Origin of the sequence: Hymenobacter sp. BT188 (genome assembly GCF_014333585.1) — a bacterium.
In the GTDB taxonomy this organism is placed as follows: Bacteria; Bacteroidota; Bacteroidia; order Cytophagales; family Hymenobacteraceae; genus Hymenobacter.
Genome location: NZ_JACSCW010000004.1, coordinates 641,382 through 663,494 on the forward strand (window position 1 = coordinate 641,382; position 22,113 = coordinate 663,494).

The window sequence follows — 22,113 nt, forward strand, 5'->3', positions numbered from 1 at the left end:
TAAGCTAACAAGACTTGATCTTAGAAGCCTAAGCCCACGGTAAAGCCGTGTAGAACAGGGTCAGTAATGGTACGTAGAGGCGTCAGTGCTCCCGTGGTCAGATTAAGGGTGTAAATCTTACTGGTGGCATAAGATCCGTCACTTTCATCGCCGTAGGCATAAGCCACGTTAGTGGTGCCACCAATATCTAAGTGCATGATCCCACTGCTCAAAGGGGCGATTTTTACGAGCGTGCCTTCATTGGGCGGATTTTGCAGGTACAACGTACCAGTATAGGAAAATTGGGGCGCTGTCGATCTGTGCGTCACATATAAGCTGGTCGTCGTGGCGCCCGCGAAGTTATTATTGTAGGCCGCCCCAGTGATACGTGATCCACTGGGACTAATACGGCCATCGGCAATGGCTACGCCGTCCACTGGATTCACCCGTAGGTTTTGGCCGCTAACGCTCACGATGCGAATGTGATCGGCAACCGGGTTAAAGTCAAATCCATAGATGCCACCTTCCAAGGGAATACTCAGCGTGGCCACGAGCGTGGCTTCGGCCGTAGCCGGATTAAGTGTATAAAGGCGATTGGCGGAGGTGAGCAGGTAAAGCTGGCTAGTGGCTGGCCGAAAGTCTAGCCCCACAACCTCTTCGCGGTCGGTGAGACCTCCGATTTCTCTACGGAAGTAGCCAGAACTAACCATTGGATCGATGGTGTATAAGCCATTATACTGTATGGGCTCTTTTATATGCCGTTGCGTATCCAAAGCATAGGCGACAAGCCGAGTGGGAATGGCTAGGCCACTATAGTTCAGGCTCGCAGGATACCTTGCGAGCGCCCGTGCGGCCCCCGTGGTTAGGTCCACGGTGAACAGGGTGGACTGCCCATTGACGCTATATAGACCTAAGGCTGTACCGGTCGTAGCATCAATGTCGAAGCCGCCATTCCCGCTCACCGGCAAATTCAGGCTGCCGACCGGTACGACGGTGCCATCGTTGGGTGGGTTGACCAAGTATAGTTGCTGATTTTGGGTGTTAATTGCATACAGGGCCGTGGTGCTAACTCCATTTCTGTTGTTAGTGTAGGCGGCTCCAGTCAGCGTCACCCCCGTATCATCTTTAATAGAGCCATCGGTGGCGGCTACGGTGCCTGTTTCGGGGTTGAGGCGCAGGTTCTGGCCCGTACTGGTGACCAAGCGGATGCGGTCGACCGTGGGATTGAAGTCGAAGCCCACCAGATTGCCCCCCAGCGCGGGTGTGAAAGCGCCTGCCCCAATGGCCCGGGCCACGCCCGTATTCTGGTTAATCACGTAGAGGCGACTGGCGCTGCTCACCCCATAAAGCTGCCCGGTAGCGGGCCGAAAGTCGATGGCTAATAGTTTCTCCCCGCTGCCGAGGCCCGAAATGGCCACGGAACTGATGCGTGTGGCGGCATCTTTCGTAGAGTACGCATCGAGGCGCGATCCCCCAGACAGAGCGTAGAACGAAATCTCTTGTCCGAGTGGGGGAAAAGAGGGAGTAGTCGGATTGGGTTTGTGGGGGAAGTACTGCTCCAGGATGTCTTCGCAACTGGTCAGCGAAGTCATGAGCAAAGCAGCTACGCCCCACTTGGCGAGAAAAGCGAGTTTTGACATAACATCAGTGTTATAGGATTAAAAACATAATAAATATAATTAAATATATAATGTTTTTATCGAATAAGGGCTATATGCTTCGAGTTATTCATCAGTTCCTGCCAATTCCGCGCTCACAATTGCTCTGAGCCGACCTTAGTGCTTTCTGCCAAATAATTCATTTGCTCTAAGGATCATAACAAAAAGCCCCCCAGCGCATGGCTGGGGGGCTTTTTGTTACTCTAGGCTTGATGGCAAATACGCTTTTAGAAACCTAACCCAACCGCGAAGCCATTCACAGTGCCGGCAAAATCGCCGAGCGCCATAACTGCGCCGCTGGACTTACTGACGCTGTAAAGCTTGGTAGCGCCGCTGGCAGTCAGAATAGCGTAACCAGTGTTGCTGGTGCCGCCGATGTCATAACCATTCGCAGCGTCTACGTTGATACCAAGGCTGCCGATTTCTACTAAGGTGCCATTGTTTGGCGGGTTTTGGAGGTACAGCTTATCGGTGGTGTAGTCAATCACAAACAAGTTGGTGGCGGTAGTGCCAGCAAAATTATTCTCATAGGCGGCGGCGCTTACGGCGGGAGTGCCGGGATTCAGGCTACCATCCACGATAGCCACACCATCGGCGGGATTCACACGCAAATTCTGGCCGGTATTGCTGATAATGCGAATCCGATCAACAACTGGGTTGAAGTCGAAACCAAAGCTGGTGCCTGCCAGCGTAGTGCTTAAGGTAGCAACTGTAGCGGCTGCCCCCGACGAGGCATTAATAGTGTAAAGGCGGCTGCCACTGCCAAGGGCATATAACTGACCATTCACAGGGCGGAAATCCAGTCCCAAAATGTTGTCGCCTGAGGCTAGGCCTGTAATCGGCTTTGTTACAACGGCGGATGGATTGGTCGGATTGAAAATTAACAGATTGTTGGCGCTCACGGCATAGGCTACCGGCTGGGTTGGAATGGCGAGGCCGGTATACGCTGCGTTGTTGTCATATTTTACCAGTGTTTTGGTGCCGCCAGTGGCCAGGTCAACGGTGAAGAGCGTAGGCTTGCCATTCACGTCGAAAAGGGCCAGCGCGGTACCCGTTTTGGCATCAATATCGAAGCCGCCGTTGCCGCTGATGTCGAGCTTCAGGTCGCCGACGGCTACCAGCGTGCCGTTGTTGGGTGGGTCCTGGCGATACAGCGTATTCGTGGCGGGGTCGAGGTCGTAGAGCACGGTGGTGCTGGCGCCGGCTACGCTGTTTGTGTAAGCGGCGCCAGTTATACCCGCGCCGGGTACCCCATTAATGCTGCCATCGACGATAGTGCCGGCTGCGGTTTCGGGATTGAGGCGCAGGTTTTGGCCCGTGCTGGTCACCACACGGATGCGGTCAACGGTGGGGTTAAAATCAAAGGCTACCATATCGCCCTCCAAGGCGGGTGTAATAGGGCCGCTGCCGATGGCACGGGCTGCGCCGGTGGCGGTGTTGATGACGTACAGGCGACTGGTGCTGCCGATGCCATAAAGCTGGCCCGTGGCGGGGCGGAAGTCGATACCCAGCAGTTTTTCGCCAGCTTGCAAACCCGTAATGGCAGTAGAAGCGGAGCTTCGGGCAGGATTCTTAGTAGAGTAAAGATCAAGCTTCACCCCACCCGATAGGGCGTAAAAGGGGATATCCTGACTGGGAACGGGCTTGTCGTTGCTATTGCTATTCTGGGGGAGGTACTGCTCCAATACATCCTCGCAACTGGTCAGAGATGATAAGGCAAGAGCAAACGCACTGAACTTGACGAGGTAAGACTGTTTTCTCATTTCCGGATGTAGTAAGAATGAAAGACTGGGGTTGGTTGGGATTAGCTACGATGCGCCAACTCGACCGGATTGCCTCATTCGTAATTTATTCCGGATTTAATCCTAGTTTAATTCAATAAGATTAATGGAGTTGTTATGACATGTTATCCTGTTTATAGTCAGTATATTATCGATAGTGTAAGCTGAAATGAAGCGGCTGATTTTTGCCGATATCGTGAAAGCAGACGGATTTATAAAGACATAAAAAGCCCCCCCGCAACCGCTATTCAAGTTGCTGGGGAGCTTTTCTATGCTTTAAGCTTATTTACCTGCGCAGATAAGCGCCTAATTCTGATACAGATGCAATTTGCAGCTGCTCAGCCTGCTGCTGGCGCATGAGTAGAGCATAGGTATTGTTGAAACCCAAGGGGCTCAGCCACTCCAGCTCATAGCGTTGCCTGAAACGCGTTTGCACGTAGTCGAATACCGCGCGCGGATTGCCCCCCAGCGAGTCAACGGTGGCGGGAGCAGGCTGGAGCAGCACCAGCAGACCCGTGCCAGTGTACTCCGGATACAGATCGATGTCGCCGGAGCGTAGCGCCTCGAAGCAAATGCTAGTGCCGCCCAAGCCGGTTTTGGTGACGACATCCAGGTTAGTGTAGCCCCGAATGAGGGCCGCGTACATTTCGGCCAGAATGTATTGCTCGGCAAAGATCTTGGAGCCCAGCGTAATGGTGGCGCCATTGACAGGCTGCGGTGCCCGCCATAGGCCCTGGCGGCGCAGAAAGTCGTGGGCCACGGCGCGGGGCGTTTCGTGGCGGTAATCTACGCGGTAGTTCAGCTCCGTCATCACCGAGTCGTTGATGCGGCCGGCAAGCTTTTCCAGTACGGGGCGCAACTCCGGATGAGCCATCAGCACCGCCTGGCGCACTACTGGCGCGGCAAAGTAGGGCGGAAAAGCCCCCCGGTCATCGCGCAGCACGCGTAGGTTATACGCCTTGATGCGGCCATCGGTGGAGTAGCCGTCGATAACATCGACATCGCGGTGGCGGGCAGCTTCATACACGAGCGCCGGCGCCAGAATCACGCTGGGTAAGGGCCTCAACCCATATTTCGTTTGCAGACCCGGCAGCCCATCGGCCCGCCCCACAAACTCGGGGCTGAAGCCTGCCAGCAGCTTGCCCGTGGCGCGCGGCAGCAGGTACAAGCCCGCCAGCAAGGGCAATAGCACCAACAAAAAGCCTCCCACGCGGGTGAGACGGCGGGCGCTGAGGCGTTGGAGGCGGGCCAGCGCTGCATCGAAGGCTAAGGCTAATGCGGCGGCCGGGATGGCGCCAGCCAGAATCATAGCCGGATTATTCAAGGCAATTCCGCCGAAGATAAACTCGCCCAAGCCACCCGCCGCAATGTAAGCAGCCAGGGTGGCCACGCCCACATTGATAACGGTTGCCGTCCGAATGCCCGCAAACAGCACCGGCAAAGCCAGCGGCAATTCCACCCGGCGCAGCACCTGCCCATCGGTAAGGCCTAGGCCACGGGCGGCCTCTACCACGGCCGGACTCACGCCCTGCACGCCCGCCAACGTGTTGCGCACAATGGGCAGCAAGGAATACAGAAACAGCGCAAAAATGGCCGGCTGCGGACCTATGCCCAGCACCGGAATCAGGAAGCCAAGCAAAGCAATGCTGGGGATAGTTTGGAGTACGCCGGTGAAGCCCAGCACGGCCGGCGCCAGCCGCGGCCGACGTGTGAGCAGGAGCCCCAGCGGCACGCCCACCAGCACCGCCAGCAGGAGGGAAGCTGCCGTAAGGCCGATGTGTTGCAGGGTTTGATGGCCGAGCTTACCGGCCTGGTTTTGCCAGAAAGCCAGCAGCTCGTTCAGGACTTCCATGCGGTTTCGGCTTGGTGAATGGCTTGGGCAAAAGCGGCCATCAGCTCCGGTAAAGTGACCTGGCGCTGGGGGGCTTTTTTATCTGATTCGGCGATGAGCACGTGGTGTACAGAGTCGTTAGCTTGCTGTTGATCGGTAGGTGCAGCAGCTGCTCGCGGCTCCGTCAGTATCTCAAATGCTTCTTGAACTGTGTGATTAGGTGATAATAATCTAATAGCTGGAAATGAATTGGTTATTACTGCGTATTCTGTTGTGCTGGATGAAGATTTTTGCGTCGTGGGGGGCAAAAATGGGAGTAGCTCATGGAGGCGCAATGTGCGCAGTTGTAGAGCCAGCCGCTCCGCAGCGAAGAAGTCACGGACGAAGTCATTAGCCGGACGAAACAGCAGTTCGTGCGGCGTACCCAATTGCTGAATTTGCCCCCCATTTAGCAGCGCAATACGGTCGGCCAACTCGAAGGCTTCGGTCACGTCGTGGGTTACCAGCACCATCGTTTTCGTGCGCAACTCTTCCAGCTCCCGAAACTCGCGCCGGATACCGGCCCGCGTTACCGGATCGAGAGCACCGAAGGGTTCGTCGAGGAGCATAATGGGCGGATCGGCGGCCAGAGCGCGGGCTATTCCCACACGCTGCTGCTGCCCGCCGCTGAGCTGGTGCGGATACTGATGAGCGAAGCGCTTGGGGGGCAAATGTAGGCGCGTGAGCAACGCGTTAGTACGCTCCGCAATTGCCGCGGGCGCATGGCCCAGCAAGCGCGGCACCACCCCCACATTTTCGGCCACGGTGTAGTGCGGCAGCAGGCCCACTTGCTGAATTACGTAGCCAATGCCGCGGCGCAATACTTCCGGCTGCTGCCGACCCACTGCCACGCCATTAATTTCCACCGTGCCGGAGGTTGGCTCGATGAGGCGATTCAGCATTTTGAGCAACGTGGTTTTGCCGCAGCCGCTAGGGCCCAGCAGCACCAGGGTTTCACCCGCTGCCAGCTCAAACGACACGTCTTGCACAGCCACATGGCCGGGGTAGTACTTACACAGGTCGCGGACGCGGATAACGGGCGGGGCAGGGGCGATGCTCAAAGGGAAGAGAGTAGGGCAGTTATTGGGAAGGGTAGCTAACAACAAAGTGCCCGTGAAAACACCCTGAGTCGGAAACGGCTGTATCTTGAACCGCGAACCATCCAAAACTACTTTTTTTATGCTCCTTAGACACACTATTTTACTAGTACTGCCTATGCTGCTCAGTCTGTTGCCCAACGCTTCGGCGCAGGTATATTCGGCCACCGAGCCGTTAGCGCATACCTTTTCCATTGTGGCTCGCGACCCCAAAACGGGCGAGATGGCCGTGGCTGTGCAAAGCCACTGGTTTTCGGTTGGCACGTCGGTAAGCTGGGGCGAGGCCGGCGTAGGCGTGGTTGCTACCCAGTCGTTTACCAATAAGTCCTTCGGAATGCGCGGCTTGGCTTTGATGAAAAGCGGCAAAACAGCCCAGCAAGCCCTCGACGAGCTGCTCAGCACCGATGAAGGCAAGGCCGTGCGCCAGGTAGCCATTCTGGATGCGAAAGGCAACGTGGCCGCCCACACCGGCGAAAAATGCGTGGATTACGCGGGTCATATTACGGGCAAGGAGTTTTCAGTGCAAGCCAATATGATGCTTAGCGAGAAGGTATGGCCAGCCATGGCCAAAGCGTTCGAGCAAAGCGCCAATCTGCCTCTGGCCGAGCGGGTGATGGCGGCGTTGAATGCTGCCCAAGCTGTAGGCGGTGACATTAGGGGCAAGCAGTCGGCGGCCCTGCTGGTGGTGCGCGGCCAAGCCACCAATGCGCCCTGGGAGGATCGGCTGATTGACTTGCGAGTGGATGACAACCCGGCCCCGCTGAAAGAGCTGGACCGCCTGCTGCGCCTGCACCGTGCCTATAACCACATGAACGCCGGCGACTTAGCCGTAGAGAAAAACGACATGCCCGGCGCCATGCGCGAGTACCAGACTGCTGAGAAGATGTTTCCGGAAAACCTGGAGATGCGCTACTGGCATGCCATTACGCTCGCCAATAATAAGCAAGTACCCGCCGCTCTGAAGCTCCTCCAGCCTATTTTCAAGCAGGAGCCCGACTGGCGTACGCTTACGGCTCGTTTGCCCAAAGTGGGACTACTCACCGTGACCGAGGCTGAGCTGAAGCAGATTATGGCGCTCAAATAATGCAACCTGGCGCTTAGCCCGGCGTTATTGCTTCACACTTTCCTTCATTCTCTATGCGCTTTCTACACCTAATTCCCTCCCTGGTTTTGCTCGTGAGTGCGGTCGTCGGCTGTTCATCGGAGCGGCCAACTGCGTCTGGATCCACTGCTGAAAAGATTCCCAGCGCGGCTGTAACTACTATTTATGTGGTGCGCCATGCCGAAAAAGAAGCTGATCCGGCGCTGAAAGATCCGCCTCTGACGCCTACCGGTGAGCAGCGGGCACTCACGCTGCGCGACACCCTGGGCAGCCGCAATATCGAGTCGCTTTATGTCACGAACACCGTGCGCAGCCGTGCTACGGCCGCTCCTCTGGCTACTGCTCTGCAACGCACGCCCCAAGTCTATGATAAGCCCGCCGACCTGGCCGCGCGCATCCTGCAGGAGCAGAAGGGCAAAACGGTACTGGTTGTGGGCCACTCGAATACGCTGCTGCCTTTAGTGACGGCGCTGGGGGCCAAATCGGAGATTACCACGGTTGAGGATGGTGAGTATGATTATCTATTCGAAGTAAAAGTGCCCCCCACAGGCGAAGCAACGGTGGTTACGCATCGATTCGGGGCAGAGCATTAGATGTAAGCTTACATCTAAGTACAATCTTCACAACTGGCGCGAGCTTGCAGCTCGTGTCTAGCGTGCCGGGAGGCTACGCTTCCCCCGCCAGAACAAAATCACTTTACTAAACTCGCGCCAGTTGTGGTGAGTACGATTATCTGTTCGAGGTGAAGATGCCCCCACGGGCTCTGCTACGGTTACTACGCATCAGTTTGGAGTAGGGCATTAAACTTGAACTCCCCAGTAAAAAGGGACCGTTGCTATAGAAGCAACGGTCCCTTTTTGTGTTAAATAAAATCTTCTGTCTGGCCTTCGACTCAATTTCCTTAGAAAGGAATGCGTATCGTAACTGTATCCAAGGAAGCTACTTGGAAAGGGTATGTTACTTTTCTATCCTGCCCAGGCTCGTAAATCAACCAAGTAACAGAATTCGTTAGGTCCGCTAAAATAGGCCGAATCAAGACCGTATCTCTGGCTGGATAAGGCCATTTATCCTGTCCGTTATAGCCCTGTACATTTAGTGTTACCCGACTTTTCGGCGGCTCATCGACCAGCACGAGACGCACCCAGGCCGGAGCATACATGGGGATAACCAGATCTTCGTTCTTGCGCCCGGCCGTCAGGCTGGGAGCCAGACCCCAGTCTGTCACGTAGCCGAGTGGGGCTGTGGCCATAACGATGTAGCCACTCTTGCTGTCAGCCTCGAAGCGGAAACGAAAACGCCCCTGCGCATCAGTAGGCTGGCCTTGGCCCACGGGGGCGTAACCTCCACCATTACCCGCCTCCAGACCTGCACGGTGGCCCCGCCCACGGGCTGGCGGCCCATGTGTTCCACTACTTGGCCCTCAACTAGGGTCGGGCCGTCCGTTGGCTTCTGGCAGCTAACCAGCATCCCCAAGCACAGAATGACAAGTAAGGCTCGCCAAGGGCCGATAGAGTATATATTAAGCATAAGCATATACATAGGATGTGAAAACGAATGATATAGCGTCTCAGCAATTGAAGGACCAGAGGGTAATCCTCCTCGTTTTTGCAGACCAAACTCCCGAATCAGACTCATTAATTGGAAAAAATACAGTACATCGGGGCCAAGTCCTAACCTGGTGGTTTTAGTGCATGCGGGCGCGTAGCCGTGCAACCCCTTTCTGGTTTCCTTGTACATTAGCCACTTCAGCCGCTCTCGTAGCGACTGAAGTGGTTTTTTCATTTGCTGATCCTCATTTCCTATGCCCTCTTTCGTTTCCCGCTACCCGCTGCTGGCGGGCGTTGCTTATCTTCTTTTATCAACGCCCACACTGGCCCAAAAAGCCCCCCAGTCCGATTCGTTGGCTATTCGCCGCATTTATGATGAAGCCCTGCTGCGGGGGCAGAGCCACGAAAACCTGCGCTACCTCACCGGCCAGATTGGTGGGCGCTTAGCCGGCTCCCCCCAGGCCCAGCAAGCAGTAGACTGGAGCAAAGTGACGATGGAAAAGCTAGGCCTCGACCGCGTATACTTGCAGGAAGTGATGGTGCCGCACTGGGTGCGTGGGGCGAAGGAAAAAGGCCAGATCAAAGTCGCGAAAGGCAAAGGAGTAGATGTGCCGGTTTGTGCGCTGGGTGGCTCGGTGGGCACCAATGGCAAGCTGCGCGCCCAAGTAGTGGAGGTGCAGAGTCTGGATGAATTGGCGGGGCTGCCGGAGGAGAAAGTGAAGGGCAAGTTTGTGTTCTTCAACCGCCCCATGAACCCGACGTACATTGAAACCGGCAAGGCCTACGGCGAAGCCGGCGACCAGCGCCGCGCCGGAGCCTCAGCTGCCGCCAAGCGCGGCGCGGTGGGCGCCTTGGTCCGTTCGCTCAGCTTGGCGCACGACGACTTCCCCCACACGGGCACGATGCGCTACGAAGACAATGTGGCCAAAGTACCTGCCGCTGCTCTCAGCACCAACGGCGCCGACCGCCTCAGCCAACTACTCAAGGCCGATAAAAACCTGACCTTTGAGCTGGAAATGGCCTGCCAGACGTTGCCCGACGTGAAATCATACAACGTGATTGGCGAAATCAAAGGCTCTAAATACCCCGACGAGATTATCACCGTTGGCGGCCACCTCGACTCCTGGGACCTGGGCCAAGGCGCCCACGACGACGGCACGGGCTGCGTGCAAAGCATGGAAGTGCTGCGCCTGCTGAAAGCCACTGGTCTGAAGCCGGAGCGCACCGTGCGTGCCGTCATGTTTATGAATGAAGAGAACGGCAACCGGGGCGGTATAAAGTACGCTGAGTTGGCTAAAGCGGCTAACGAGAAGCACTTAGCGGCCATGGAATCGGATGGCGGCGGCTTCACGCCCCGTGGCTTTGCCCTGGAAACGACAAACCCGGAGACCGTGACCCGGATGCAGCAGTGGCGCTCGTTATTTGCCCCCTACGGCAGCGGCGAGTTCGTGGTTGGTCATGGCGGTACCGATATTGGCCCCCTGAAAGACCAGGCAAAAGTGCTCATCGGCTACGACTGCGACTCCCAGCGCTACTTCGATATTCACCACACCGCCGCCGACACTTTCGACAAAGTGAACCGCCGCGAGCTGGAACTTGGCGGTGCTAGTATGGCCGCGCTGGTGTATTTGCTCAGCAAATACGGTTTGTAGAGTAATAGCTGAACAATTGTAGAGACGCGTATTCGCGTCTAATTGTTGAACTCGGTACTACGCTACCTAAACAATATTCGCAACGATTAGACGCGAATACGCGTCTCTACAATTGTTTAGACAGGGTGCCGAACCTGATAGATTAGCAAGCAATGGATCCGCTATACCTTGTCGCCATTTTGCCCCCCGAGCCGATTTTTTCCGAGGTCTGGGCGATGAAGCAGGAGGTGCACACGCTGACGGGCAGCCGCAATGCGGTGCGTTTGCCGGCACACATCACACTCATTCCGCCGTGGCGGCAAGCGGCGGAAGCGGAGGCGACGTTGCGCGCGGAGCTACGTGATTTTGCTGCACTGGAGGAGGCGTTTAGCGTAGGCTTACAGGGTTTCGATTGGTTTGGTAACCGCACCTTATTTGTGCGCGTGACGGAGGCTGCGGCCTTACAGGCTTTCCACGCAGACCTCGCTGGGTGGTGTGCAGCGCGACTGGCGGATATCCCGCGCGAAACGCGTCCTTTTACTCCGCATATGACCCTAGCCACCCGCGATTTGCCTCCCAGCCACGTGTCGGCGTTGCGCCAGCTTTTTCAGGCCCGTTCCTATACTGCATCCTTCCTCGTGAGCAGCCTTCAACTCTTCCGCCACGACGGCCAGCACTGGTTGCCCATTGAAGAATTCGATTTGAAAGCGCAGGTTTAAATTTTATGATTTAATTATTTTATAATGAGTAATTTATAATTAAGATTTAACTGTGTGAAAACGAGCATCAAACGGAAATCACTCCTCTGAATAAATACACAAAGGGTTCAAAAAGAAACGGCTGCCCCAAGCGAGGCAGCCGTTTTTTTTTGAACCCTTTGTGTTGTTAACCTTTTATAAAAAATGACCGATAAAACCAGCTTCAGTCATCCTAATATTCCATGCAGCAAGCAGGCTGAATGATAAGAAAACAGGCGACTTAGTTAGCTTCCAAAATCTGGAAAAGCTCGTCGAGCTTGGGCGTCAGGATAATCTCGGTGCGACGGTTTTGAGCCTTTTCGGCGGGGGTAGCATTGGCAGTGATGGGGAGATATTGGGCCCGACCAGAGGGCGTAACCTGAGCAGGAGTGAGGCCGGCCGTAGTCAGGATGCGGGTGATTTCGGTGGCGCGCAGCACGCTCAGATCCCAGTTGTCTTTCATGCCGGCCGTGCCGCGGGCAATGGGCACATTGTCGGTGTGGCCTTCCACCAACACGTTTACATCCTGGTTGCCTTTGAGGGCAGTGGCGAGCTTCTTCAGCGCCTCCTGGCCTTTCGGATCAACAACGGTGGAGCCTGATTTAAACAAAAGCTGCTCAGAGAGCGAAACGTACACTTTGCCGTTCTTCACATTCACCGTCAGATCGTTGGCATTGAAGCCCAGCAGTGCGTCGCCCACCTTTTGGCGCAGGGCCTTTACGGCAGCTTCCTTCTGATCGAGCACGCGTTGCAGCTCGGCAATGCGCTGCTCGCGGTCCTGCAATTGCTCCTTGGTGGTGCCTAGGTTCTCGTTCAACTGGTTGACTTCCTGATTTTTGCTCAACAGGTTGGAGCGCAAAGCTTCCTCGGTTTGAGCTTTCTCCTGCTCCAAAGCTGATTTTTGGGCTTCCAATTGTTCGCGGGAGCTGAGCAGCTCCGAGTTTTGCTGCTGCAGGGCTGCTATTTCTTTCTTGTTGCAGCCGCCGAGCAGGAGAGTGCCTGCGCTCCAAAGTGCCACTAGTGCGGTTCGGGAAACAGTAGAGTTCATAAAAAAGGATTTAAGAAGAAAGTAAAGACCAGCATAAGCTTGGACGGCCCACATACGGCAACCCTTGAGCTTGCGGGGTTGAAGGTAGCGGGAAATATTTTTCGCGCTACCTTCAGCGCAAAGCGTTGTACTGGTTTCGTTTGAAAAAGTAAAAAAGCCTCCCAGACAGCACGCACCTTACACCACTATCGTATCTTCGTGGTCGCTTCAGCTTACCATTTTACCGCCGCATCACTTGCGTATTCATTCTTCCTTCGTGCGGGCTTTTTTTCTGCTTCTCAGTTTGGTGTTGAGTGGGGTTTGCCATGTTACTCACGCCGCCACGCCGCCTACGGCCCGCTACTGGGTGGTACTGCGCGATAAAGCCGGCGTCCGCTTTGATCCAACTACATATTTTGCCCCCCAGGCCCTGGCTCGTCGCAAACGCCAGCAGCTGCCTCTCATCGACAGCACCGATTTCCCCGTGCGCCCCGACTACTTGCGTCAGGTGCAGGCTGCGGTCGATTCAGTTGTGTTCGTAAGCCGCTGGTTTAATGCTGTCTCCTGTCGCGCAACGCCAATTCAAGCTGCCGCGCTGCGCCGCTTGCCGGGTGTGCGAACCGTAGAAAGCCGGCCTGATGCGCCTATGCTTCCGGCTGCCCAGCCAGGAGCGCCGGAGCGTGGTATGCCGGAAGTATCCGCTACTGACCATCAGCTGGCATTCAGCCAAACGGCCAGTCTAGGGTTAGCTGACTTTCGCCAGGCCAAGCTCGACGGCCGTGGGCTGCGGATTGCTATCTTCGATGTAGGCTTTTCAGGCGCCGACCAGCACGCGGCGTTCCAGCATTTACGCACCGGTAAGCGTATTCTGGCGACCTACGATTTTCTTAAAAAACAGCCGTATGTGTACGCTGGCGGCAGCCACGGCACAGAGGTTCTCTCGTGTATAGCCGGTATTCTGCCCGACGGAACAGCGCTGGGTCTGGCCCCTGAAGCCGAGTTTTTGCTGGCCCGCACCGAGCAGCTGCACCGCGAGCAATTCGCCGAGGAGGAAGCGTGGCTGGCTGCCGCCGAGTGGGCTGACCGACAAGGAGTCGATATTATCAATTCCTCGTTGGGCTACACCAGCCGCCGCTACTTTCCTGAGCAGATGAATGGCCGCAATAGCCTTGTGGCCCGCGCGGCAGCCATGGCCGTGCGCAAGGGAATATTGGTGGTGAATGCGGCCGGAAACGACGGCCTCGACCCGGAGTGGCGCACTATCGGTACGCCCGCCGATGGCGACTCGGTGCTGGCCGTGGGTGGTCTCGACCCTGACAACTTCCTGCATATCGGCTTCAGCAGCTACGGCCCGACGGCCGATAAACGCCTTAAGCCCAATGTAACCGCTTATGGAACAGTGCTGGCGGCCGCGCCGGGTGGTTATGTGCGCACCCAGGGCACGTCGTTTGCGAGTCCGCTGCTGGCGGGTTTTGCGGCTTGCGCGTGGCAGCAAAACCGCAACCTAACGGCTATGCAGCTCTTCGAAAAGCTGCAGGCCTCGGCCAACCTATATCCTTACTACGACTATGCTCATGGGTATGGAATGCCGCGTGCTTCCTGGTTTACGGCAGATGTCTCGAAAAAGCCCCCCACAGCCGCTACCTTCGATTTTGTAGCGCAGCCCGATAGTATGTTGGCAGTTATCATTCGGCCGGGTGTTGGGGAGGTGGCTGCGCGGGCATTGCCTTTGTATTCTGATTCGGTGGATGTAAAGGCGCCTGCTGGTAAAGATAAACCTGTCTCAGTGCCGGCTGTTGGCCGTGAAGAACTGGCCCCACCCGTATCCGAAAGTGCCGAAAAAAAACCCCCAGCCGGTGCCACGTCTGCTTTGCCCGACCCACCCAGCTACCTGTACTGGCACGTATCCGACCGCCGCGGGGTGCTACGCACGTACGAGGTGTTGGACGTGAAACAGCGCGCTGTGCTGCAAATACCTCTGCGTAACCTACAAGCTGGCGACACGGTGCAGGTGCATTATCGGGGGTTCACTTCTACTTATTCAGCTAAATGAAGCTTCTGCGCTTGCTGACAGTCGCGGCCTGCGCGACTACATGGCTCATGGGCATACCTGCAGCTCAGGCTCAAAGTGTGTTGTTGCGCGGCAATGTGGCCGCCGATACGCTCCGCTCCGACACGGGCCCCAATCGGACTTTCTTCAGTCATTTCTACCTGGGCTATGCGGCCGTGGTAGGCAAATTTGATGGGCCGGGTGCTGAGTTGCGCTATGGGCGGTCGGGGGAGATGTTTGTAGGAATGCGGCAGAAATATCGGTTGTCGCAGACGGCGGCAGTTGGCCTCGATTTGCGCTATGCTCGCCTAGTGTATCATCTGGCCCAGAATGACCAGAAATTTCTGCCCACTCCTGATCAGCACCAACGCGAAACCATTGCCCTGCCTCAGGCTCAGGCCGAAGTATATGGCCGCCTGAACATCGGTCGGCGCGGCAATGTGGTGGGCCGCTACCTCGACCTGACGGGCTGGGGCGGCTGGATTATCAGTTCGGCGCATCACTACGTCGACAAACCCGGCCCTAACGGCGCTGGGCTAATAGAGGTAACGGAGCGTAAACTGAACTATATAAACCGTTGGTCGTACGGGGTGGGGGCACGGCTGGGTTCGGGGCGCTACGCTGTGGTAACTCGCTACCGGCTCGCCGATAGCTTTAAGGATTTGGCTGATGCGCCGCGCTACCCAGAATTCCCGCGCCTAGTGATAGGTCTGGAGCTAGGGCTGTTCTAATGAAGTATCCATATTCTAAGATAAATCCAGCTTTTTTTACGTTTAAATCGCTCTAAAATGATTCCTTTGGTACAAATTTAGCTGTGAAAGCTGGTCACTATATGTTTCAAATCTGTAGTGTCGTCGAACTACTCCTGCATACTTCCTTAGTCTATAATGAAAAAACTTTTTCTCTCTGCCTCAGTGGCTACTTTACTGTTTCAAGCGTCGTGTATAACGACTGAGCGCGAAACGGCTACCTCTAAAAGCGACGGTAAAATATTTACCCCAACGCCTGCTAATAAGCGCGCCCGCCTCACTGAGCGCAGCATTCTGAATACCGTTCGGGCCAGCCATAACTTCACCAGTAATAAGGAGAAGGACAGCTTCGTGCTTTTGTTGCAGGGGCCTAAAATCCTGAACGCACAGGCCCGCTTTATCATCATTAATGCCACCGGCGATACCATCCGCAATGAGGTAATGCCCGCCACGGCGCTGCTCAGCGACCGGGATCTGGAAAACCCCAGCTCGGCCACGGTGCGCGATAAAGAAATAGCCATTTTGAAGGCTATGAATACCTTTTTTAGCACCGACCGGTTCACGCAGCCCGCTATTCCGCGCAACGCCGACCAGCCCGAAGATGTAGAGCCGCAAGTCTGGACCGCTATTCAGGGCGACAATAAGGCCGTAGGCTTCGACTATATCGGGGCGGGCGGCCGCGAGCGCCGTATTGCGTATGCCAAGGAATTGCAGCGCGCGGTAGTCGTTGCCCAGTAAGCTTTCAGAGAGAATTAAGCAGACATAAAAAAGCCCCCCAAAATATTCTGGGGGGCTTTTTTAGTGCTCAAAAGAGTGATGTTTATTTTAACCTGCTTTAGCGGCCCAGCCTACAATGCCTGCCGCACTGCGCACTAGTTGAAACCCACCAACTTCGCCCAAAACAGCAACGCTGCTGCGGGCGGGCAACGTATCAAAAGGCGCTACGCCGGCTTGGGGCAGCTTTATTAAATCGGTGGCGGCGGCCAGCAGTTCCTGGCGCAGAGGCTCCGCCGCGGCTGATACCACTGAACGGGCGGCGATGTAGCCAATTTGCCCCCCAGGATGCTCTACGCGGTAATAATCGGCTTGGCTGCCTACTACCAGCAGCGGAGTATCGCGCACCAAAGTTGCTACGGTAGTAGCGCCCTTCGCAGCGGGGCTTAAGCGCAGGTCGGCGCGCTTCTCCCGCACCCGCACCCATTGACCAAGGCGCTCAGGGCTGGTGCGTGGAGCCGGAGGCAACGCATCAGCGCGGCGCACGAAAGGAAAAGGATCAACAGCCCCGCGGCCGCCCCGATAAATGCCGAAATGGAGATGGGGCGGTGTAGTACGAGCGTTGCCGGTATTGCCTACTAAGCCCAATGTATCACCGATCTGCACCGTCTGACCAGCCTGCACAAGCTGTTGGTCGAGGTGGGCGTAGTAGAGGTGCTGGCCATGCTCGGTGTCGGCCAGCCAGACCACTTTACCACCCCTCGGCGTTTCGTTTACCCTAGTGATATGGCCCGGCGCAGCCGCTACCACGGGCGTACCACGCTTGGCAAAAATGTCAATGCCTTCGTGGCGCCGGGCGCCAGCGTCGCGGTCTACGCCCCAGAAACTACCTACGGCCACATCGTTTTTGCCCTGCACTGGGAAAGCTAATGACGGCTCGCGCTGAATGCGCAGGGTATAGCGCCCCGTGCGCAACAGTTCGGGCTGCACCCGCAATAAGTGCTGGCGGTCATCCTCGGCCACGTAGCTAAAAGTGGACGCGGCCGTATCAGCCGAGGTGATGAGGCGGGGAGGAGTGTTATCGGGGCTAAGCTCAAAAGCATCAAGAAAGACTCGTACATCGGCACCGGCATCCAGCGTCAGGCTGATGCGCACGGTTTCGCCCTCACGCACAGCATAGCGGTAAGCGGCCGCCCGGGCCTGATCGGCGCGGAAAAAACCGGTCTCCTGGAAGGGAAGTGTTACCACCAGCGAGTCGCGCAGGGCGCGGTCGGCGGCGGCAAGCCAGTCGCGACCAAGGGCCGTTTGGTCGAGGCCACTCTGGCGCAGTCGGCGCGCGTAGGATTCGTGGGGAGTGGTTTTCTGAAATATGGCCTGCAACGTTTGTTGCTTGCTACAGGCAGAAAGCAACAATAAAAAGCATAACAGATAAAACGGCGTGCGCACGGAGCGTAAAGGCATCAGACTGGGTTAGAATTACGAATTGCATAAATAACCCCGGAGCCCGCCGAGTGGTTCGGTAGTACGCCTTGTTCATTCCGTCAAGGTAAGACATAGTGTTTGGTTGGAGCGGCGTCGCTTTTCCTTTCAGATTGGCAACTAATTGGTCTTAACCAGACTTATCAGCAAAGCGTAGGAACGGTTTTTTTGCATCAATCCCACCGATTTCCTTCTAATTTTGTTTCCCGCCCCAGGCTACCCACCCAATTCTGCTCTTTACTTTATGAAGCTTATAGAATGCCCGCGTGATGCCATGCAGGGCTTGCCAGAGTTTATTTCCACCTCCGCCAAAATCGCTTATCTAAATACCCTGCTTCGCGTCGGTTTCGATACCCTGGATTTTGGCAGTTTTGTGTCGCCGAAAGCAATTCCCCAACTCCGGGATACGGAAGAAGTGCTGGCCGGCCTCGATTTGAGCAACACGCGCACCAAGCTCCTGGCCATTGTGGCCAACCTGCGCGGTGCCGAAACGGCTGCGGCTTATCCTCAGATTCAATACATTGGCTTCCCGTTGTCGGTATCCGAAACGTTTCAGCGGCGTAATACCAACAAGACCATTGCGGAAGCCATCACGGAGCTGGCTGAGATGCACAATGTGTGCGAAAAGGCTGGCAAAACGCTCGTCACCTACCTTTCGATGGGTTTTGGTAACCCATACGGTGACCCCTGGAGTCCGGAAGTGGTAGCCTATTTTACCCGGCAACTGGCCGATATGGGCGTGCGTATTGTGGCCCTCTCCGACACTATCGGCGCTTCAACGCCCGATACCATTACGCCCTTATTTGGCGAGCTGATTTCGGCCTTCCCTCAAATTGAATTTGGCGCGCACCTGCACACAGCACCGGTATACTGGCGCGAGAAAGTAGACGCGGCGTACCGGGCTGGCTGCCGCCGCTTCGATGGGGCCATTGGCGGCGTAGGTGGCTGCCCGATGGCAACTGACAAGCTCACCGGTAACATGCCCACCGAAAAACTGGTGGCCTACTTTGACGAGACTGGCGTAGATTTGGGGCTTGATCGGGACGCCTTCCGGATTGCTCAGGTAGCGGCTGGGGAAGTATTTGGTTTTGTTAAACGATAAATTGAACCTGTGGCCTTTGCGGCCAACTACTGCTTAATTCCGCAGTTGCGGCTCTATAAACCCCCCCCCAGCGCCATGTCAGCTCGCTGAGTGAAGCGCCGCCTAGCTTCCTCCCCGATTCGCGCTTCAACCTTCGCTATGCCCATCGTCGATTTATTCATTCCCTGCTTCGTAGACCAGCTTTTCCCCCAGACTGCCATGAACATGGTGAAGGTGCTGGAGGCCGTAGGCTGCGAGGTGCACTACAATACCAACCAAACCTGTTGCGGGCAGCCTGCTTACAACGCCGGCTACAAATCCGAAAGCTGCGAGGTAGCCACCAAGTTTCTGGACGATTTTCCGGCTGGGGGACAAAATCGGTATATCGTGAGTCCGTCGGCTTCGTGCGTGGGCATGGTGCGCAACGCATATGCCGAGCTGTTTGAGGGCTCCGCCGACCAAGCTCGTTACCACGGCGTGCAACGGCGCATTTTTGAAATGACGGAGTTTTTGGTGGACGTGCTGGGTATTAAGGCCATACCGGGAGCTAAGCTAGCTGGCCAATACACCTACCATGACTCCTGCTCAGCCCTCAGGGAATGCGGTATTAAAGCTGCGCCGCGCATGTTGCTCGATGCCGTGCAAGGCCTGGAGCGGATGGAAATGGATGAAAGCGAAACCTGCTGCGGCTTCGGCGGCACGTTTGCCGTGAAGTTTGAAGCCATTTCGGTAGCTATGGCCGAGCAGAAAGTAGAAAACGCCCTGGCTACTGGCGCCCGCTACATCGTGAGCACCGACACAAGCTGCCTCATGCATTTGGATGCCTACATTCGACGGGAGAAAAAGCCTATCCAAACGCTACACGTAGCCGATGTGCTGGCAAGCGGCTGGTAGCTAATCCCTCGCTTGATTTTAACAAAAAAGCCCCCCGGACTTGGTCTGGGGGGCTTTTTTGTTATTATTCGGATTCCTTAAATCAATTGCCGCACCCGTTCTGTCAGGCTTTCCGAGGCAGGGACGAGCGGCAGACGTACGGCATCAGAGCAAATACCGAGGGCCGCGAGGGCAGCTTTCACGCCTACTGGGTTGCTTTCTTCATACATCAAGGGGTTCAAATCCAGAAAGCCAAAAAGTAGCTCACTGGCTTCGGCAAAATTGCCCCCCAGCGCGGCCCGCGTCATGCTGCTCATGCGGTCGGGGAAGGCATTGCCCAGCACACTGATAACGCCCTCGGCCCCGAAGGAAATCATGGGCACAGTCAGCATATCGTCGCCGCTGATGAGTAGGAATCCGGCGGGGCGACCGGCGGCAATGGCCATGCACTGCTCCAGGTTGCCACTGGCTTCTTTGATACCTATAATATTGGGGTGCTGAGCCAGACGCAGGGTCGTGGCGGCGGTCATGTTGGAACTGGTGCGGCCGGGCACGTTATACAGGATAATTGGCAGGGGAGAGGCATCAGCCAGGCGCTCATAATGGGCTACGATACCGGCTTGGGAAGGCTTATTATAAGCGGGGCTGGCCGAAAGAATCGCCATTACGCCAGTTAGGTCGGTGGTGCGCAGTAGGTGTTCAACGCCCGCTGTATCGTTGCCTCCAATGCCATACACAAGCGGTACCCGACCAGCTACCTGCTCCCGCACAATGCGCAGAATATCAGCGCGCTCTGGTGCCGTTACGGTCGGCGACTCAGCCGTTGTACCGTTGATTACCACGTACTCAACGCCGCCATCTACCACGAAATCGACCAAGCGACGCAGGGCCTCAACATCCACGGCATGGTCGGGGGCAGAGGTAAAAGGTGTAATTAAAGCGACCCCCGTGCCACGCAGGGCAGAAAGGTGAGAATCTTGTTGGTCCATGCGGGAATAAGCCGTTGTTTTGTAATTGGATTGGTTGCGTGAAGGTAAGTGACTACCGTCAAATGCTTTATTCTGCCCTTTTCTTTCGTTTAAAAAATATCGACTTCCTTTTCCTGCTCACACCCCGAATGAAGCTTACCCGTACCCCTCTTTTTGTGGCCAGCATGTTGGCCACCACGCTTGCCCTGTCTGGTTGCGAAACCAAATCAGCTGCCGCTTCGGAGTCGAAGGAACCATCTGCTGTCGATACTGTTGCGACTGCACCAGCCGCCGCTGCACCAGCCAATCCGAACGCACCGGCTCCTGATCCGAAGACTATTCCGGCGAATAAAATTGCCACTGCCGCCGAGATTCTGGCGCGTCCGCAGGTACCAATCCTATGCTATCACCAAGTCCGTGACTGGAAGCCGAAGGACTCAAAGAATGCGAAAGATTACATCGTGCCGGTGGCTCAGTTTCGCGATCAGATGAAGATGCTGGCCGACAGCGGCTACCACACCATTCTGCCCGATCAGCTGTACGCTTACCTGACAACTGGTGCCCCGCTGCCCTCCAAGCCCGTCATGCTCACCTTCGATGATACCGACCTGGATCAGTTTACGGTAGCCAAGCCTGAGCTGGATAAGTACGGCTTCAAAGGTGTCTTCTTTATTATGACCGTCTCGTTGGGCCGTCCCCGCTACATGAGCAAGGCGCAGGTAAAGGAGCTTTCCGACCAGGGCCACGTCATCGGCTCGCACACCTGGGATCACCACAACGTGAAAAAGTATCAGGGCGAGGATTGGGTAACGCAGATTGAGAAACCCACCAAGACGTTAGAGGAAATTACGGGCAAAAAGATCAACTATTTCGCCTATCCCTTCGGTTTATGGAATCCCGAGGCTATTCCGGAGTTGAAGAAGCGCGGTTTTGTGAGCGCCTTTGTTCTGGCTGAGAAGCGCGACCAGCAGGACCCATTGTTTACCATTCGCCGCATTATTGCCAGCGGCTACTGGTCGCCCCGGACGCTGCATAATAGCATGAAAAACAGCTTTTAATAGGCTGAATTCTTATAAAAAAAGCCCCCCAGACTACTTCTGGGGGGCTTTCTTATGGGCCTTGTGTCGCGTTTTTACGGCATTTAATAAGCACCATTTTATATAAGCTGACGCTCATCACAAGCACTTCAGCTTACTGCGTCAGACCAGCATTATTCGGTTTTCAAGCCGTCAGCTTGCAAAGTCTTAAATGCACCGGCATCGACCACTTTAGCGAAACCTTTTGCCTTCATTAGCTTGCTGGCCTGGCCGCTCCGGTTGCCGGAGGCGCAGTAAAGCATGTACATTTTGGTAGTATCAAGCTGCGCTATCTGCTGAGCAAAATCAGGAGCCCGAAAATCAACGTTTTTAGCGCCCCGCACATGGCCTGTCGCGTACTCGGCGGGTGTGCGAACGTCCAGTACCACCACGTTGGGCTGCTTGATGAGCTTAGCTGCCGTAACCGCATCTACTGCTCCCGATGCTGGTGTTGAAACCTGCTGGGGGGCTTTTTGGGCCGAAGCAACGGGGACAAGAATAGTAATAGCGCAAAGCAGGCCGAAGCCCCGCAAAAGGGTTTTCATAACAGGAAGTCAAAAAGGAGAAGAAAAATGGCCAGCAGCTCGCTCCAGCTCGACCGGGCCGCCTTATATAACTGTGGGCTAGGGTGGGAAGGTCCTGGCCCCGGGTGGAAGGCCAATGTGACCCACAGTATATATAAGGCAGCCCGGGA

20 protein-coding genes are annotated in these 22,113 nt (G+C 55.9%); 10 read left to right on the forward strand and 10 right to left on the reverse strand.

The window, feature by feature from the left end; genetic code table 11:
* Positions 1-20: 20 nt before the first annotated feature.
* The 4 genes from H8B13_RS14180 to H8B13_RS14195 form a co-directional block, all read right to left on the reverse strand.
* Positions 21-1,619, reverse strand: coding sequence for a DUF4394 domain-containing protein (locus tag H8B13_RS14180; protein ID WP_187311448.1), 1,599 nt, complete (start codon positions 1,617-1,619; stop codon positions 21-23).
* Positions 1,620-1,864: 245 nt separating this feature from the next.
* Positions 1,865-3,400 (reverse strand): DUF4394 domain-containing protein, encoded by a 1,536-nt coding sequence (locus H8B13_RS14185; RefSeq protein WP_187311449.1) that lies wholly within the window; start codon positions 3,398-3,400, stop codon positions 1,865-1,867.
* Positions 3,401-3,704: 304 nt separating this feature from the next.
* Positions 3,705-5,270, reverse strand: a complete 1,566-nt coding sequence (locus tag H8B13_RS14190; RefSeq protein WP_187311450.1) for an ABC transporter permease/substrate-binding protein — start codon at positions 5,268-5,270, stop codon at positions 3,705-3,707.
* Positions 5,258-6,349, reverse strand: coding sequence for an ABC transporter ATP-binding protein (locus H8B13_RS14195; protein WP_261990375.1), 1,092 nt, complete (start codon positions 6,347-6,349; stop codon positions 5,258-5,260). The genes H8B13_RS14190 and H8B13_RS14195 overlap by 13 nt, the downstream gene beginning before the upstream one ends.
* Positions 6,350-6,467: 118 nt before the next feature.
* Between H8B13_RS14195 and H8B13_RS14200 the strand changes: the two genes are divergently transcribed.
* Positions 6,468-7,469 (forward strand): DUF1028 domain-containing protein, encoded by a 1,002-nt coding sequence (locus H8B13_RS14200; RefSeq protein ID WP_187311452.1) that lies wholly within the window; start codon positions 6,468-6,470, stop codon positions 7,467-7,469.
* A 53-nt stretch (positions 7,470-7,522) separates the two neighbouring features.
* The gene (locus H8B13_RS14205; protein WP_187311453.1) at positions 7,523-8,080 is read left to right on the forward strand and encodes a histidine phosphatase family protein; all 558 of its coding nucleotides are present in this window, start codon (positions 7,523-7,525) and stop codon (positions 8,078-8,080) included.
* 308 nt (positions 8,081-8,388) lie between these two features.
* Here the strand turns inward: H8B13_RS14205 and H8B13_RS14210 are convergent, their stop codons facing one another.
* Positions 8,389-8,736, reverse strand: a complete 348-nt coding sequence (locus tag H8B13_RS14210) for a hypothetical protein (protein WP_187311454.1) — start codon at positions 8,734-8,736, stop codon at positions 8,389-8,391.
* A complete protein-coding gene (locus H8B13_RS14215) occupies positions 8,709-9,014 on the reverse strand; it encodes a hypothetical protein (RefSeq protein WP_187311455.1) in 306 nt (101 codons plus the stop codon). The genes H8B13_RS14210 and H8B13_RS14215 overlap by 28 nt, the downstream gene beginning before the upstream one ends.
* 274 nt (positions 9,015-9,288) lie before the next feature.
* On the opposite strand from H8B13_RS14215, the gene H8B13_RS14220 reads away from it, so the two are divergent.
* Positions 9,289-10,686, forward strand: coding sequence for a M20/M25/M40 family metallo-hydrolase (locus H8B13_RS14220; RefSeq protein ID WP_187311456.1), 1,398 nt, complete (start codon positions 9,289-9,291; stop codon positions 10,684-10,686).
* A 152-nt stretch (positions 10,687-10,838) separates the two neighbouring features.
* Positions 10,839-11,384 carry a 2'-5' RNA ligase family protein gene (locus H8B13_RS14225; protein WP_187311457.1) on the forward strand — a complete coding sequence of 182 codons (546 nt, stop codon included), beginning with the start codon at positions 10,839-10,841 and terminating at the stop codon, positions 11,382-11,384.
* 259 nt (positions 11,385-11,643) lie between these two features.
* Here the strand turns inward: H8B13_RS14225 and H8B13_RS14230 are convergent, their stop codons facing one another.
* Complete coding sequence (locus tag H8B13_RS14230; protein ID WP_187311458.1) at positions 11,644-12,450, reverse strand: OmpA family protein; 807 nt, start codon at positions 12,448-12,450, stop codon at positions 11,644-11,646.
* Positions 12,451-12,685: 235 nt separating this feature from the next.
* On the opposite strand from H8B13_RS14230, the gene H8B13_RS14235 reads away from it, so the two are divergent.
* The 3 genes from H8B13_RS14235 to H8B13_RS14245 all read left to right on the forward strand — a co-directional run bounded on the left by H8B13_RS14235 (position 12,686) and on the right by H8B13_RS14245 (position 15,966).
* Positions 12,686-14,482 (forward strand): S8 family serine peptidase, encoded by a 1,797-nt coding sequence (locus H8B13_RS14235; protein ID WP_187311459.1) that lies wholly within the window; start codon positions 12,686-12,688, stop codon positions 14,480-14,482.
* Positions 14,479-15,210 carry a hypothetical protein gene (locus H8B13_RS14240; protein ID WP_187311460.1) on the forward strand — a complete coding sequence of 244 codons (732 nt, stop codon included), beginning with the start codon at positions 14,479-14,481 and terminating at the stop codon, positions 15,208-15,210. The genes H8B13_RS14235 and H8B13_RS14240 overlap by 4 nt, the downstream gene beginning before the upstream one ends.
* Before the next feature lie 156 nt (positions 15,211-15,366).
* A complete protein-coding gene (locus H8B13_RS14245; protein WP_187311461.1) occupies positions 15,367-15,966 on the forward strand; it encodes a hypothetical protein in 600 nt (199 codons plus the stop codon).
* 87 nt (positions 15,967-16,053) lie between these two features.
* On the opposite strand, the gene H8B13_RS14250 is transcribed toward H8B13_RS14245, so the two are convergent.
* Positions 16,054-17,403: a M23 family metallopeptidase gene (locus H8B13_RS14250; RefSeq protein WP_222841426.1), complete on the reverse strand. Its 1,350-nt coding sequence runs from the start codon at positions 17,401-17,403 to the stop codon at positions 16,054-16,056.
* A gap of 262 nt (positions 17,404-17,665) precedes the next feature.
* Here H8B13_RS14250 and H8B13_RS14255 point away from each other — a divergent pair, with 262 nt between their 5' ends.
* Positions 17,666-18,523 (forward strand): hydroxymethylglutaryl-CoA lyase, encoded by an 858-nt coding sequence (locus tag H8B13_RS14255; RefSeq protein WP_187311462.1) that lies wholly within the window; start codon positions 17,666-17,668, stop codon positions 18,521-18,523.
* A gap of 138 nt (positions 18,524-18,661) precedes the next feature.
* Positions 18,662-19,396 (forward strand): (Fe-S)-binding protein, encoded by a 735-nt coding sequence (locus H8B13_RS14260; RefSeq protein WP_187311463.1) that lies wholly within the window; start codon positions 18,662-18,664, stop codon positions 19,394-19,396.
* Between the two features lie 77 nt (positions 19,397-19,473).
* Here H8B13_RS14260 and dapA read toward each other — a convergent pair whose 3' ends face one another.
* A complete protein-coding gene (gene dapA, locus H8B13_RS14265) occupies positions 19,474-20,364 on the reverse strand; it encodes a 4-hydroxy-tetrahydrodipicolinate synthase (RefSeq protein ID WP_187311464.1) in 891 nt (296 codons plus the stop codon).
* Positions 20,365-20,492: 128 nt separating this feature from the next.
* Between dapA and H8B13_RS14270 the strand changes: the two genes are divergently transcribed.
* Positions 20,493-21,401, forward strand: coding sequence for a polysaccharide deacetylase family protein (locus H8B13_RS14270; RefSeq protein ID WP_187311465.1), 909 nt, complete (start codon positions 20,493-20,495; stop codon positions 21,399-21,401).
* Between the two features lie 152 nt (positions 21,402-21,553).
* Here H8B13_RS14270 and H8B13_RS14275 read toward each other — a convergent pair whose 3' ends face one another.
* Positions 21,554-21,964, reverse strand: a complete 411-nt coding sequence (locus H8B13_RS14275; RefSeq protein WP_187311466.1) for a rhodanese-like domain-containing protein — start codon at positions 21,962-21,964, stop codon at positions 21,554-21,556.
* Positions 21,965-22,113: the final 149 nt, after the last annotated feature.